Source organism: Furfurilactobacillus cerevisiae (genome assembly GCF_048961765.1).
Classification (GTDB): domain Bacteria; phylum Bacillota; class Bacilli; order Lactobacillales; family Lactobacillaceae; genus Furfurilactobacillus; species Furfurilactobacillus milii_A.
Genome location: NZ_CP185253.1, coordinates 1,939,270 through 1,953,588 on the forward strand (window position 1 = coordinate 1,939,270; position 14,319 = coordinate 1,953,588).

Below are 14,319 nucleotides of genomic sequence, written 5' to 3' on the forward strand. Positions count from 1 at the left end.
AGCCTCCACCTTGTTATTGTCTTACACCCTTAATAATGACCATTTTCAGTAAAAATTTCAATCAATGACCGCTTTATCCACATTCATTCCCGATAATTCAAGCCACTGCATCGCGATCGTTTTGAACATTGCTGGCGAACCAGTGGTAAAGTAGTGATCTTCGCCAACCTTTTCCTTAGCGGCCATGTGGTAAACATCAAGCAACTGAGCCACCACGTTGACAGTTTCTGCTCCGGAGTCAATCAAGGTTACATTACTCCCCATGACGTTTTGAATCAGCGGCCGTAACAACGGATAATGCGTACACCCCATGACGAGCGTGTCGATTTTGCTATTTGCAAATGGTTGTAGCCCCTGTGCCACGATTTGTTTTGCAATCGGTGCCTGGTATTCATTGCTTTCAACAAGTGTGACAAACTTCGGGCAGGCAACACTCTGCACATCAACCGTAGCATTCTGCGCATGAATCGCACGTGCATAGGAACCACTCTTGACTGTTCCCTCTGTCGCAATAACCCCAATATGGCCGTTTTTGGAAGCCTTGATGGCCGCCTTGGAACCTGGATTAATCACACCAATAACGGGAATCGTCATTTTCTTTTGCAGATCTGGTAGTGCGGCAGCGGTTGCGGTATTGCAAGCAATGACCAGCATTTTAATGCCTTGCTTTTCCAGAAAATGAACCATCTGCCAAGTAAAATCGACAACCTGTTCAGCGGGTCGTGGCCCATAAGGCAATCGAGCTTGATCACCAATAAAGCGGATCGTCTCGTTGGGCAATTGACGTAACGCTTGCTTAACCACCGTTAAACCGCCGACACCAGAATCTAAAAAGCCAATTGGCAAATCTGCCCGCAACCGAGTTTTATCCATTTCAACCATAATGACAAACGCCCCTTTATGTTTTCGTACCTTTTGCCGTTCTCTAAAAAACTTGAAACTATAGCATGACGCTTTCTGTGGTCTTTTTCAAGCATGCAGTCTGAAAACTTCTGTCCAGTCTTTTTTGACGGATGAAAGTTTGCCGCCGCAAGGCTATAATTAAGGTAATTATGTATTTTAAGGAGACCAGTCATGGACCAATCAACCTATAATAAACTTTTACAACAGCCCGCAGTGTCTGCACTCGGCGCTGGCTTCATACGCGATGAAGTGCTTCCCGCTATTCTGGGGAGTGATCAGCTCACCATTCTTTATTGGATTGGTCGCCAAATGGCGCGTCAAAATCCTCTTTCAGAAGAACAGGCCATTACCACTTTGTTCACACAACTTAATTTTGGTCGGCTGGTTCAAACCCACGGTGGTCGCAAACAACAACGTTTTGAACTAAACGGTCCAGCAGTCAGTCATCGGTTAGCTGCCTATCCGGAAGCAAGTTTCGACTTTGAGGCCGGTTTTCTCGCCCAAGAAATCGAGATCATTACTGGTGCTGCCACTGAAGGCACCGTTGATGAAATTCATAAAGACCATGTGACGTTTATCATTCAGAGTGATCCAAAAAACATCGTCGGTGAAGTTGCTGCCAGAGTACCGAGCTTAAAGATCAATAGTGAAAATACCACTAACGCGGAACAGTCAAAATAACTGTGAACTCAAAGTGCCTGCCACATGTGCCTCTATTGCCCATGATTTAAGATTACTTTTTTATGATTTAATAATTCAAAAACGATGTCAGCTGGCATCTATGTACGAAAAAACACTTCAAATCCATTATGGACTGAAGTGTTTTTTTACGACTAATTACTTTAGTCTAAAAATACTTTTAAAACATCAAAATGCGCATTACTCACACAAAACCCTAACTACTTAAAGCTGGTCAAATTTTGTGCTGTTGGATCCAACTGTTGCCAGTCTTTTGAGTAGTAACGTGTATTGATGTGATACTTCGGTTTAGCCTGTTTGTTAGCCATGAATGGACGAACACCCTCATCCACAGCAACCCAACCACGCCAGCCTAAGTGAATCGTGTCTTCCATAAAGTATGGTTGACCGCCATCCTGGCTCAAATCCAGCACATTATTGAAGCCTTGTGAGGACAATTGCTGCTTGATCTTATTGTTCGTTTGGTCGATCATCTCACGATTCAGTCCCGTATATTTGGCCCACCGCTCATTGATTGGTGGCAAGATGAACAGGACATCCGTATGCGTTTGTGCGAACTGATTCAGTACCAGCTCAAAATCACTGTATTCAGGAGATTTTCGGTAATCAAACTTAGCCTGTTCACCCTTTAGCTCTGCAACATGACCACGTAAACGATTACTGTAAAAACTATTCTTGATACCCAGTGAATTATTGGTTGTGTTCTCTTTACCCAACGTGGTTGCCGTTTTGTCGAGTGCAGCATAACTTTGGGAATCTGGCAATTGCTTGACGCCTTTATCAATCTTACTCAAGTTATGCTCTAAACGATAATCGGAGAAAAGTTGATCTTCATGAGATAAAATCAAAGCACTAACGGATAATTGAAGACGATTGTAATTTGATAACGGCTTGCCCTTAGCCACTTTACGTAACATTTGAGCAATTGCATGGTCTGAATGACCGGAAGGCATCTCTAACAATCTTTGGGCTGCATACCGATTCATTTTCGTATTCTGAATTTGTTGGAGCCAATCGACGGTCTGAAGCTTGGAATAGTAGAATCCAAAAGCATCCGGACGGGCACCCTGTGGCACAAACCACTGAGGAGAAATAATAAACACTGCTTTTTTATTTTTCATCTGAGTGTCAATCGTTTGCATCGAATAATACTGTGTTAACGATTGTGTACCGGCCGCACCGAGCAAAAACGGACGGTAATTACGGTGATACTTTTGCGCCAAAACAGATGGATGCAATGGATCCATCCGTGACAGCTCACTAGAGCCAAAAAATGGCACGTACTTACCAGCCAACGCCTGCTTTTTAATCTGACGGCCCTTAAAAACTTGTGGTGCTAATGAAACCGCCGCACGACGCTCCGTTTCCGCCGAGTTGTGAGCAAAGTTAATTGGCGAAAGTAATAGCAAAAGTAAAATGATGAATGCCGTAATGACCGGGCCGATAATCAACCAAAGTCGTTTCGAGGAATTCATGATTAGTCTACAAGTCCTTCCACCTTAGTCACAATTTTGTTAGGTGTGTCCCATTCGCTACGAACAAATTCAGATACAGGTACGTTAACACCTAACTGACTTTGTAATTCGAGTAACAACTGAACTGAACCCATTGAATCCATCAAACCAGAATCAAATAAGTTTGTGTCCATATCTTCCGAAACATCGTTCCCTGTTAAGTCGTTCAAAATTGAAATAACCGTTTCTTTAACATCCATAATTAGTTTTCCTCCTGTAATTAGCTAGCAATAACAACGTGTTACTAAATTAAATCACTTGGTTTAATAATGACCGAACCAAAGTTTGCTCAAGAATCCAGAGAAGAGCAAGAAACTAAAACAAACGAAGTTGAACGTCAGAAAAATCGCAAATGCTTCCGTCAGTTTATTGTGCGGAATACTCTCACGATGCTTCTTCTTAAAGCGTAGCCACCAATCGTTGACGACTAGTCCGACACCATGTAGTAACCCATAAGCAATGTAATACCAAGTTACCCCATGCCAGAACCCCATGATTAACATGTTAAAAATATAGGCAACATTGCTGACCGTTACCCGGCTCTTAAAAATCTTGTTTTTCATCATGGCAAAAACTAATCGCATGAAGACAAAATCACGAAACCAGAATGATAGCGTCATGTGCCAACGATTCCAGAAATCCTTCAAGTTATGAGACTTGAATGGCCGGTTAAAGTTCATCGGTGTTTCGATGCCCATCAAATATGAGATGGCAACAGCGAATAATGAATATCCGGCAAAATCAAAGAACAAATACATTGACCATGCGTACATTACCCCAACTAATGGCCATGAGAAGCCTGTTCCACCGTAGCGCAACGTTAACATTTCCAGCTTTGGTACAAGCATGGTACCAAATAAATAGGCTAATAAAAACTTATACATAAAGCCCAAGAAAATGTAATGCACGGCCTTTTCAATCATGCCAACATATTTTTCACGATCGGGAACTTTTTGATAATCATCAAGCCAACGTCTGTACCGATCAATTGGTCCCGACGAAATGGTTGGCATAAACAGTAAGAACTCAAGAAACAGCATCGGATGGAATTCTTTAATAATGCCATCCCGCATTTCCATGATCATCCCAACTGACCTAAAGGTTAAATAGCTAATCCCCAAAAATCCAAATAAAGAAGTATGTCCAGGATTGATGGCGGGCGTAATTTTAACAAACAGCAATGGCACAATACTCAATAAAAATGCGCCGTAAAAGATCCACCGATTATTGGCTTTTTTACGATAGGCCATATAACCGCCGACCATGAGCCACTCCCAAATCACGAAGCCAATCAGTGCCACACCTTGTTGCCACTTCTGACTATCAAACATCAAAAAGATAAAAACAAGCGACACGGCACTTTGGTACCAACGCCAGCGATGACCATGGTACAAACCGATCATTAGCGGGATTAACCCAATCAGCAGATAAACAAAGTATTGGGGATTCCCATATGGCTCTAAATTAATCATGCAGGGTTCACCTCGGCAATAATCGATTTAATGTCGACCTTCCCGTTTGCTGTCAATGGCAGGCTGTCCTTGTACACAAAACGGTTAGGAACCATATAATCCATCATGACATCTTTCAGTTCCTGTTTAATCGCCGTTGTTCGTTGAAGATCGTTCTTAAAGTCGTCCTTTGAATTCGGGACAATGTACGCCCACATTTGACTCACTTTGTGGTTGTTATCATACTTTGGCACTGCCACAGCCTGTTTGATCCACTTATTGGCGTCAAGATAATGATTAACCTCTTCCAGTTCGATTCGGTAGCCATGTAATTTGATTTGAAAGTCTATGCGACCTAAGTAATGCAACATGCCGTCTTCATCAAGAAAGCCAAGATCACCAGAATGATAGGCTGAGCGACCATCTTCTGTAAAGAATGCTTTTTCAGTTTTTTCTGGGTTATTAAGATAACCCTTAGAAACACTTGGTCCACTAATAATGATTTCGCCGTTCGTACCAGCAGGCAATGTCTTGTTTTCATCATCGACGATGCGAATCTGGGTGTCAGACTTAACCGTGCCAATTGGCAAACGCCCTTTTTCGATCAGCGCATCGGTTATTTCAACGCCAGTAACGGCAACTGTCGTTTCAGTTGGCCCATAAGTGTTGAAAATGTGCGCATGCGGAAAGCGCGCCCGTAAATTTTTCGCAGTAGAAACAGTCAGCTCTTCACCACAAAACAGAAAGTGACTCAAATCTGGCAAATGCTGTTCGTCAAATGTCGGTTCTAACAGACAAATGTCAGCAAACGATGGCGTCGAGACAAACACATTCAAGTTCATTGTCGGCAATGTTTCAAACAACTGTTTGAAATTATCCGTCACCTGTTTTGGCAGTGCCATTAAAGTACCACCCAGAGCCAGTGTTGGTGCCCAATCCATAACGGATAAATCAAACGAATATGGCGGCTGTGCCAACGTTACTGGATTTTGAGCCAGCTTAAAATCGTCGCTAAGCATCCAGTTTGTATAACTGAGCAAATTGGTGTGACTGATTTGCACACCCTTGGGCTTTCCCGTTGTTCCTGACGTGAAGATAATGTAGTAATTGTCATCACCATCCACAGGATGAGCCAACTGGTAAGTTGTAGTTTGTGCACTGAGCAAGTCACTTAACGTATCACCTGTCAGTACAGGTTGTTCGCCAACATCCACTGGCAATGCATCAACAGCAATCACTGCAGCTGGATGCGCAATATCCTCAATCATCGTTAACCGATCATTAGGTGAATGTTTATCCACCGGAATGTACGCATGCCCAGCCTTAACGGCGCCCAAAAAACTGGCAATCATTGCAAACTGTTGACCACCGAAAACGATAATCGGTGATTTAGCAGGTAGATTGAGTCCGTCCAAATAGGCAGCAATGGCGTCTGATGCACGTTTTAATTGTGCATATGTATGCGTCTCCCCCATGTCATTGTAAACAATGGCATCAGGGGTCGTTGCTGCCCAGTTATCGATCGTGGTAATCATATTATCAATCATAATTTCCCTCCATCCCACGTTCTAGAATTCGTTATAGATGAACTTACTCTGATTCAAGCCAGAGTAACTGTATAAGTAGATCAACAATAACAAAATCACGAAATAAAAAGCAGTCCGTAAGACAAATGTGATCCATGGCTGATTCAGCCATATTTTAAACTTTGCCATATTTTCTCTGTCCTCCACTTTGTACCAATATCTCCAGTATAACGATTTTGACCCCATTCATTGTTAAAAAAAGTCTTAAACTAGACTGGCTCTATTTTGGTACATCGACTAGCATACCAGAAAACACAAAAAAAGACCCTAACCACATAACGATGTGGTCGGAGTCTCACTAAATTCTCAATTTGCGAACATTACGCGAGAATCTACGCCATGTACTGTGCTAGCGTCTTTTGAATTTGTTCCTTTGTGTGGTAACCCACGAGTGTGTCCACAACATTGCCGTCTTTCTTGACGATTAACGTTGGAATCCCCATGATTCCAAATTTTGATGGTGTGTCAGGATTTTCATCCACATCCATCTTTGTAAACGAAACTTTATCACCCATCTCGTCTGCTAATTGTTCCACAACTGGTGATTGCATTTTACATGGTCCACACCAAGTTGCCCAGAAATCGGTTACCGCAACACCTTTATTAGTGTCTGCCTCATAGGTTTTGTCTGTTGTTACATTAACTGCCATAAACATTCAGCCTCCCGTTCACTAACTTTTTGTACGTAAACACAGTGTACTCTTTTTTGGGGAACACGCAATTCTTTTGCTTATCTCTACAAACTGACCACTTCACGCAGTCAATACGCCTTTAGTTGTCTTCACTAACCAAGTTTGACAACGGTTGCGCCATCACCACCGGCGTTTGCTGGTGCAAAACCAAAGCTTTTGACCCGCGGATTAGACCGCAAATACTCTGTTACTCCTTGGCGCAGTGCACCAGTTCCTTTACCATGGACAATCGTCACCTCACCAAGATTAGCCAACAACGCTGAATCGATAAAGCGATCCACTTCACTCATTGCGGCATCGTAACGGTGACCCCGCAAGTCTAATTGTGCCTGCGCGCGTGCACCGATATTACTATGAACTGCTGTACGGCTGGCACGTTGTTCCTTTTCATTGGCGGTTGGTTCATTAGACTTTTCAAGATCTGAATCGTCTACTTTCATCTTAAGCGCACCCATTTGAACTTCCCATTCATGCGCACTCAATTGACGATTGATCGTCCCATGTTGGCCATAAGATTTGACTACCACAGCATCCCCAGGATGGAACGTATGCTTTTTTCTCGCACGTGCCAATACTTTATTGTTAGCCAGTGACGGATCTTGTCTCAACGCATTAAGCTTTCCTTGGGCGTCAATGAGCTCGTTCTCGCGAACGCCAGCTCCCTGCTTCACTTCCATTTGACGCAGGTGATGAATGATCTTGTCGGACTGTTTCTTGGCATCTGCCACAATGTGATTTGCTTCTTGTTTTGCCACATCCAGCTGATGCGTTTTTTGCTCCGTGAATCGATCAAATTGAGCAGTCAACTCGGTCTGTAACTTTGTCGCGTCAGCTAATTGTTCAGCCAACGCAGCTGCCTCATCCGTAGCTTGTTTACGTTGGGCAACAAGATCCCCAATCATCGCATTCAAATCTTGGCTATCTTGACTCGTCAACTCACGCGCCGCCGCGATAATATCTGAACGCAATCCTAATCGCTGCGAAATTTCCAATGCATTTGAACGTCCTGGAATGCCTAATAGTAACCGATAAGTTGGCTGTAATGTCTCCGCGTCAAACTCCATGCTAGCATTCGTTGTCCGTGGCCGATCATAGCCATAAGCCTTTAATTCAGGATAGTGGGTAGTGGCCACCACGTCCGCGCCAATCGTTCCAAATGCATCTAGGATAGCAATCGCTAGCGCGGCGCCTTCTTTAGGATCCGTCCCGGCGCCGATTTCGTCTACCAACACTAAACTGTTTGACGTTGCTTGATTTAGTATCTGAATCAAATTGTCCATATGCGAGCTAAACGTACTTAGCGACTGTTCAATGGACTGCTCGTCACCAATATCAGCAAAAACATTGTCAAACACAGCGACATGACTTCCCTCAAATGCCGGAATAAATAGGCCGGATTGCGCCATTAATTGGCTTAGTCCCAATGTTTTCAAAGTAATCGTTTTACCACCTGTATTAGGTCCGGTGATAATGATCGCATCGTAATCGTCGCCAAGTGTGATGTCATTAGGTACGGCTGTTTCAGGATCTAATAATGGATGCCGTGCTTGCCTTAAGTTAATGTGTCCATCTATGCTCAATTGTGGCTCTGTCGCATTTAATTGATGCGCATAACGGGCCTTAGCATTTACAAAATCTAGATGTCCCAACACATCCGCATTTGCCAAGATATCTTCACGGTGTGGTGTTAGCACGGCCGATAATTCTTGTAAAATACGGGCCTCTTCATTACGTTCCTGAACCTGGCTCTGTCGCAAACGATTGTTTAAGTCCACCACATCTTCTGGTTCAATATATAAGGTTTGACCGGATTGACTTTCATCATGAACGACACCGCCCAAACGTCCGCGATACTCTGTTTTGACCGGAACAACGTAACGATCATTACGCATCGTGATAATTGGCTCACTCAAATACCGGGCCTGCTTGCCACGAACGTAATTTTGCATACGAGACCGAATTAGGTCTTCGGTGCTCTTAATGCGGCGACGAATTGCGGCCAGTTCCTCACTTGCAGCATCACTAACCCGACCATCTGGCTCAATCGCAGTGTTTAACTGACGCGTTAGGTCAGGCAATGCAACAATTTGTTTGGCCGTCTCATTGAGTTGTCGCAGCTCAGTTCCGTCCTCCGCCAATTGACTGAAGAAAGTTCTGACGCTCATTGCAGTTTGCAAAACACGACCAACTGCAGCTAATTCAGTTCCGTTTAGGGCCGCGTCAATGGCCAATCGTTTCATGTGCGGGGTCAAATCAGCCAGTTCTGGCAACGGAATACCGCCTTTAAGCCTAAGAATGTCCGTGGCATCCTTTGTTTCGTCCAAACGTCGCTGAATGATACTGGGATCCGTTGCCGGCTGTAATTCAGCAAGCTCTCTATGACCAATCGGCGAGCTTAACATACCGGTCATTTTTTCTTTTACTTTATCAAATTCGAGGGTTGTGAGCCCACGTTTATTCATCAATTTATATTCAGTCCTTTTCTACCGAGTCAGCCACCATTGAAAGATCTTTTCTGACAGCAGTGGTGTTTGGTGCAAAATCCAGTGACTTACTGGTGAATGTAATAATTGATCATGTATCCATACTGCCGGCCAGACAGAAGCAATTGCGAGACCAAAAAAGATTAATACATACATCAGTAACCCGGCAATCAACGCACCACTCAGGGCGTTGATACCGTGAATCACCGGGATATTGGTAAATAATTTTAACGATCGCGTTAACCAGCGAAGAAGAAGCAAACCAACAATCATCAATAGCCAAAAGGCCAAACCGGCGGACCAAAAATGATTTACCTGGCTATTCAATAGCTGATCATTAGCGGTTGGTTGATGATTCATCGGCAACAAATGGGCCAGCCAACCCGCCACTGTTGGCGTTAATAGTTTGACAATGATAATGACAAACACATAGCCAACTGTCGTGGCAACTTCAACGACAAAACCACGCCGATACCCTCTGCCCAACGCGATAAGCAGTAATAATATAACAATTAACGATAACACCATACTGTTACGCTCCACCTATTTCTAGATTTAAGTCAGTTAACGCAAGCAGCGCTGCACTCCTCATGAATAGGAATACAGCGCCGTCATTAAACACAAGTCAGTTACAAGTTAATTCGACATGTTTGAGTCATCATCGAGGAAAGTATTTAACATTTCCTCAACCATGTCCCATTCGTCGTCATTCTCAATCGGTGATAGTTCGCCTTCTGTAGAACCATCTTCCTCAGGATCAAATGCATATGCCTGAATGTCCACTTCTTCATCATCTGCCGCGCTGGCTGGATAAAGTAAAATGTATGATTTGCCATAATCGTCTGACTTAAACGTAAATAAAACATTGTAAAGTGTCTCATTGCCATTATCGTCAACTAATGTAATTTGTTGTTCGTCGTTGTCTTCTGCACCACTGTGTTTTGTTTCTGCCATTTTGGTTCCTACTTTCTTTATTGCGATATGAAGAATTTTTACAAAATTAAACGACTGATTGTCACCTTAGACATCCGACAATCATGCCTGTGTCAGTTTACCATGACCGTCTAAATAATTCTGCAAAATTAGAGCAGCAGCTAACTTATCGATTACTTGTTTACGCTTTTTACGTGAGGTATCTGCTTGTTCAACGAGCATTCGTTCTGCCTCAACCGTTGTCAACCGTTCATCGACAAAGTCAACCGGTTGGTGAAAACGCTCAGTGAGTAACTCACCATAATGCTGCGACGCCGCCACACGTGGTCCAAGCGTGTTGTTCATATTTTTCGGTAATCCCAGCACAAAGCCCTGTGTCCCATGAGTCTTGACCAACGCTTCAATTCGATCTAAACCGAATTCACCCTCATCTTCATTGATGCGGACAATTTCAACACCTTGCGCGGTCCAACCAAAAGCGTCACTGACTGCAACACCCACGGTGCGTGAACCAACATCTAATCCCATTAATTTCATTTATTGTTGTTATCCGCCTTTAAATATGAACGTACTAGTTCTTCAATAATTTCGTCGCGCTCATGCTTCCGAATCAAATTGCGAGCATCATTCAAACGCGGAATGTATGCTGGATCCCCCGATAACAAGTATCCGACAATCTGATTGATCGGGTTATAGCCCTTTTCTTCAAGTGCAGCATACACCGTTGTTAACGTATCATGCACGTCTTTTTGTTGCTGATTATTAAAATCAAAGAACATGGTTTTATCTGTCGTACTCATCTGTATCCCTCCATGGTCAATCAACCCAACGGACTTCCGCGTGCAGTTACAGACCATTACCGTGAGCCTTAAAATCTACACACTCCGATTAATAACTATTCTACTGAAACATTAGCCAAATAACAATTATCCAGCCCATTGTAACCGTATTGTCAAATAAACAGCCCCAAACTGAAACAAAAACAGAAACTAACGATGATTTCACCGTTAATTTCCGTTTTCAATAAACACATTATGATCAATAACACCATTAGTTACGCTTAATTACACAAGTAACTTTGAGTGAGCCAATACTTTAATTTATTATTTTTCCAACCAAGTCTTGGCCTGAGCCAAAGCTTCGCTAATACCATCTGGGTTCTTGCCACCGGCCTGAGCCATGTCAGGACGGCCACCGCCACCACCATTAATCGCTGGCGCAATCGCCTTGATAAGATCACCCGCTTTGCGACCGACCTTAACCTGATCCGGTGCCATTGCCACTAACAAGCTGGCTTTACCTTCACTGGCAGTTGCCAATACAAGCACATCTGAAGGTAACTTTTGTTTCCAATCATCGGCTAGTTGCCGTAATTGACCCATGCCAGCAACGCTAACCTGCTGAGCAATTAGGGTTGTTCCGTTGACAGTTTCAATATTGTCAAATGCACTAGCAGCTTGTTGGGCAGCCATCTTAGCTTGCAATGCGCGCTGATCGCTTTCAAGTTGTTTGACTTCACCCTGAAGTGCTTCAACACGATGTGGCACTTCCTTTAGTTGTGGTGCCTTAACCAATGCAGCAGTTTGGCTCAACAAGTTTTCTTCATCGTTTAAGAACTTAAAGGCATCTCCAGCTGTGACAGCCTCGATCCGGCGCACACCTGCACCAACACCAGTTTCTGACACAATCTTGAATAAGCCCAGCTCGTTTGTATTTGAAACATGGTCGCCACCACAGAATTCTGTGTTGAAGTCACCAACAGAAACAACCCGCACCCGTTTGCCATACTTTTCAGAGAACATGGCAATAGCGCCCATCTTCTTGGCCGTTTCGATGTCGGTTTCCACAGTTTTTACAGGGATTTCAGCAAAGATTTGGTCATTAACCATCTGTTCAACCTTATGCAGATCTTCACTGGTAACTTGACCAAAGTGTGTAAAATCAAACCTCAAGTAATGCGGTTCAACCAATGAACCTGCCTGAGCAGTATGCGTTCCCAGTACGTTACGCAGTGACTGGTCTAACAAGTGGGTAGCCGTATGATTTTTTTCGATCTTGCTGTGTCGTGCAGCATCTACCGTTAACGTATAAGTTGCGCCTTTAACCAGCTTGCCAGTCACCTTCACTGTATGCAAGTTCTGACCGTTTGGTGCATGTTGAACATCCGTAACTTTAGCTACTTGATGTCCAGCCTCATCAACAATACTGCCAGTATCGGCAACCTGACCACCCATTTCGGCATAGAACGGTGTCATATCAAAGATAACTTCGGCACTGTCAGCATTTTCATCGGCCTGATCGACTAATTTTTCATCAACAATAATATCAAGCAACTTAGCATTTTCAACCGTTAACTGGTTATAGCCCACGTACTTGCTAACTGACTTAATATCCGTTAACAAGGCACGCTGAACACCCATTGATTTAGCTGATGAACGCGCATTACGAGCCCGGGCACGCTGCTTTTCCATTTCGCTCTTAAAGCCTTCTTGATCAACGCCTAAGCCTTCATCGCCTGCATATTCGGTGGTCAATTCAACGGGGAAACCGTAAGTATCAAATAACTTAAAGGCTTCTGCCCCGTCTAACTGCGTTTTTCCAGCAGCCTTGGTTGCAGCAATCGTATCATTCAACAACGATAAACCAGTGTCCAAGGTCACATTGAACCGATCTTCCTCAGAATGAATGACGCCGGCAATATAATCAGCTTGTTCCAGAACAGCTGGGTAATGACTCTTCATAATTTCGCCAACAACTGGCACAAGCTTGTATAGAAAGGCTTCGTTAATACCTAACTTTTTACCATTCAAAATGGCCCGACGAATCAATCGACGAATGACATAGCCACGGCCTTCATTTGATGGTAATGCGCCGTCACCGATAGCAAACGTAACTGCCCGAGCGTGGTCAGCAATAATTTTGAAGGAAACGTCGTCAGTCTTGTTAGACTCATACTTTTTACCATCAGAAAGCTGTTCTGTCGCCCGAATGATTGGTAAAAACAAATCCGTTTCAAAGTTGGTCCGGGCATGTTGGAACACAGAAACAACCCGTTCCAATCCCATCCCCGTATCAATGTTTTTATGCGGCAATGGTTCGTAAGTACCTTCCGGTGTGTGGTTAAACTGTGAGAACACAATGTTCCAAATCTCTAGGTAACGTTCATTTTCACCACCGGGATAATTTTCTGGATCATCCTCGGCAACATTGTTCATCTCTTGACCACGATCATAGAAGATTTCTGAGTCAGGACCTGAAGGACCTTGACCAATATCCCAGAAATTATCCTCTGCCTCCACAATATGGTCTTCTTTAACACCGGCATCAAGCCACTCTACCTTAGCGTCAGTATCCTTTGGATAAACTGTGATGTACAGTTTTTCTGGATTGAAATCAAACCATTGTTCGCTGGTTAATAGTTCCCAAGCCCAGTGAACAGCGTCATGTTTGAAGTAGTCGCCCACGGAAAAGTTTCCCAGCATCTCAAACAACGTGTGATGACGCGCCGTCCGACCAACGTTTTCAATATCATTAGTCCGAATACTCTTTTGTGAACTCGTCATCCGTGGATTATCAGGCACAACGGATCCATCAAAATATTTCTTCATCGTTGCAACACCAGAGTTGATCCATAACAAAGTTGGATCATCCACAGGAACTAGTGAAGCACTAGGCATAATTTTATGACCGTGCTGTTCAAAAAAATCAAGGTACATTTGCCGAACTTGGCTACTTGTTAATTCTTTCATGACTTTCCTTTCATCACCTGTGACAGAAACAAAAAACAACACTGCCGCTTGCAAAGACGGCCAAGGGCCGCGGTACCACTTTGCTTGCAACGATGTTGTCGTTAACCACTCACTCATAACGCTGAGTCGCGTGTTTGTTTTAAAACAAGTGTTTATCAAATTTTATTCAAGGGAGCACAGTCACGCTTACCTCGCCCTTTTCACCGGCCAGAGCGTCGCTTAAAAGTAAGTTCATGCTGCATATCCTTGACTGTTTTTTAGTATAGCATTCACGCTTAGCATGTCAATTTGTTTTCAGAAAATTAACAT

At 43.6% G+C, this 14,319-nt stretch carries 14 protein-coding genes; 1 reads left to right on the plus strand and 13 read right to left on the minus strand.

Annotated elements, in window-relative coordinates:
- Positions 1 to 57: 57 nt before the first annotated feature.
- Positions 58 to 882 carry a glutamate racemase gene (gene racE / locus ABUE36_RS09455; protein WP_161000878.1) on the minus strand — a complete coding sequence of 275 codons (825 nt, stop codon included), beginning with the start codon at positions 880 to 882 and terminating at the stop codon, positions 58 to 60.
- Between the two features lie 192 nt (positions 883 to 1,074).
- On the opposite strand from racE, the gene ABUE36_RS09460 reads away from it, so the two are divergent.
- Positions 1,075 to 1,584, plus strand: coding sequence for a DUF2507 domain-containing protein (locus ABUE36_RS09460; protein ID WP_161000877.1), 510 nt, complete (start codon positions 1,075 to 1,077; stop codon positions 1,582 to 1,584).
- A gap of 218 nt (positions 1,585 to 1,802) precedes the next feature.
- Here ABUE36_RS09460 and dltD read toward each other — a convergent pair whose 3' ends face one another.
- The 12 genes from dltD to alaS form a co-directional block, all read right to left on the minus strand.
- Complete coding sequence (gene dltD, locus ABUE36_RS09465) at positions 1,803 to 3,077, minus strand: D-alanyl-lipoteichoic acid biosynthesis protein DltD (RefSeq protein WP_421016651.1); 1,275 nt, start codon at positions 3,075 to 3,077, stop codon at positions 1,803 to 1,805.
- Between the two features lie 2 nt (positions 3,078 to 3,079).
- Positions 3,080 to 3,316, minus strand: coding sequence for a D-alanine--poly(phosphoribitol) ligase subunit DltC (gene dltC, locus ABUE36_RS09470; protein ID WP_017261174.1), 237 nt, complete (start codon positions 3,314 to 3,316; stop codon positions 3,080 to 3,082).
- A gap of 63 nt (positions 3,317 to 3,379) precedes the next feature.
- Positions 3,380 to 4,588, minus strand: a complete 1,209-nt coding sequence (dltB, locus tag ABUE36_RS09475; RefSeq protein ID WP_161000875.1) for a D-alanyl-lipoteichoic acid biosynthesis protein DltB — start codon at positions 4,586 to 4,588, stop codon at positions 3,380 to 3,382.
- Positions 4,585 to 6,114 (minus strand): D-alanine--poly(phosphoribitol) ligase subunit DltA, encoded by a 1,530-nt coding sequence (gene dltA, locus ABUE36_RS09480; RefSeq protein ID WP_161000874.1) that lies wholly within the window; start codon positions 6,112 to 6,114, stop codon positions 4,585 to 4,587. The genes dltB and dltA overlap by 4 nt, the downstream gene beginning before the upstream one ends.
- A 21-nt stretch (positions 6,115 to 6,135) precedes the next feature.
- Positions 6,136 to 6,282, minus strand: coding sequence for a teichoic acid D-Ala incorporation-associated protein DltX (locus ABUE36_RS09485; protein ID WP_421016652.1), 147 nt, complete (start codon positions 6,280 to 6,282; stop codon positions 6,136 to 6,138).
- A gap of 203 nt (positions 6,283 to 6,485) precedes the next feature.
- Positions 6,486 to 6,803: a thioredoxin gene (trxA, locus tag ABUE36_RS09490; RefSeq protein ID WP_161000873.1), complete on the minus strand. Its 318-nt coding sequence runs from the start codon at positions 6,801 to 6,803 to the stop codon at positions 6,486 to 6,488.
- A gap of 134 nt (positions 6,804 to 6,937) precedes the next feature.
- Complete coding sequence (locus tag ABUE36_RS09495) at positions 6,938 to 9,307, minus strand: endonuclease MutS2 (protein ID WP_161000906.1); 2,370 nt, start codon at positions 9,305 to 9,307, stop codon at positions 6,938 to 6,940.
- 21 nt (positions 9,308 to 9,328) lie between these two features.
- Positions 9,329 to 9,856, minus strand: a complete 528-nt coding sequence (locus tag ABUE36_RS09500; protein ID WP_421016653.1) for a CvpA family protein — start codon at positions 9,854 to 9,856, stop codon at positions 9,329 to 9,331.
- Between the two features lie 108 nt (positions 9,857 to 9,964).
- Positions 9,965 to 10,282 (minus strand): DUF1292 domain-containing protein, encoded by a 318-nt coding sequence (locus ABUE36_RS09505; RefSeq protein ID WP_017261181.1) that lies wholly within the window; start codon positions 10,280 to 10,282, stop codon positions 9,965 to 9,967.
- 81 nt (positions 10,283 to 10,363) lie between these two features.
- Complete coding sequence (gene ruvX, locus ABUE36_RS09510) at positions 10,364 to 10,798, minus strand: Holliday junction resolvase RuvX (protein WP_421016654.1); 435 nt, start codon at positions 10,796 to 10,798, stop codon at positions 10,364 to 10,366.
- Positions 10,795 to 11,061 (minus strand): IreB family regulatory phosphoprotein, encoded by a 267-nt coding sequence (locus ABUE36_RS09515; RefSeq protein ID WP_161000870.1) that lies wholly within the window; start codon positions 11,059 to 11,061, stop codon positions 10,795 to 10,797. Before ABUE36_RS09515 ends, ruvX begins: the two co-directional genes overlap by 4 nt.
- A 303-nt stretch (positions 11,062 to 11,364) precedes the next feature.
- On the minus strand, positions 11,365 to 14,010 hold the full coding sequence (alaS, locus tag ABUE36_RS09520) for an alanine--tRNA ligase (RefSeq protein WP_421016655.1): 2,646 nt from the start codon (positions 14,008 to 14,010) through the stop codon (positions 11,365 to 11,367).
- Between the last annotated feature and the right edge of the window lie 309 nt (positions 14,011 to 14,319).

Bases quoted from the DNA above. Each gene is read 5' to 3' on its own strand.
- dltA (WP_161000874.1), bottom strand. From the start codon at position 6,114: ATGATTGATAATATGATTACCACGATCGATAACTGGGCAGCAACGACC.
- ruvX (WP_421016654.1), bottom strand. From the start codon at position 10,798: ATGAAATTAATGGGATTAGATGTTGGTTCACGCACCGTGGGTGTTGCA.
- trxA (WP_161000873.1), bottom strand. From the start codon at position 6,803: ATGGCAGTTAATGTAACAACAGACAAAACCTATGAGGCAGACACTAAT.
- racE (WP_161000878.1), bottom strand. From the start codon at position 882: ATGGTTGAAATGGATAAAACTCGGTTGCGGGCAGATTTGCCAATTGGC.
- dltB (WP_161000875.1), bottom strand. From the start codon at position 4,588: ATGATTAATTTAGAGCCATATGGGAATCCCCAATACTTTGTTTATCTG.
- ABUE36_RS09460 (WP_161000877.1), top strand. From the start codon at position 1,075: ATGGACCAATCAACCTATAATAAACTTTTACAACAGCCCGCAGTGTCT.
- dltC (WP_017261174.1), bottom strand. From the start codon at position 3,316: ATGGATGTTAAAGAAACGGTTATTTCAATTTTGAACGACTTAACAGGG.
- alaS (WP_421016655.1), bottom strand. From the start codon at position 14,010: ATGAAAGAATTAACAAGTAGCCAAGTTCGGCAAATGTACCTTGATTTT.
- ABUE36_RS09500 (WP_421016653.1), bottom strand. From the start codon at position 9,856: ATGGTGTTATCGTTAATTGTTATATTATTACTGCTTATCGCGTTGGGC.
- ABUE36_RS09485 (WP_421016652.1), bottom strand. From the start codon at position 6,282: ATGGCAAAGTTTAAAATATGGCTGAATCAGCCATGGATCACATTTGTC.
- dltD (WP_421016651.1), bottom strand. From the start codon at position 3,077: ATGAATTCCTCGAAACGACTTTGGTTGATTATCGGCCCGGTCATTACG.
- ABUE36_RS09505 (WP_017261181.1), bottom strand. From the start codon at position 10,282: ATGGCAGAAACAAAACACAGTGGTGCAGAAGACAACGACGAACAACAA.
- ABUE36_RS09515 (WP_161000870.1), bottom strand. From the start codon at position 11,061: ATGAGTACGACAGATAAAACCATGTTCTTTGATTTTAATAATCAGCAA.
- ABUE36_RS09495 (WP_161000906.1), bottom strand. From the start codon at position 9,307: ATGAATAAACGTGGGCTCACAACCCTCGAATTTGATAAAGTAAAAGAA.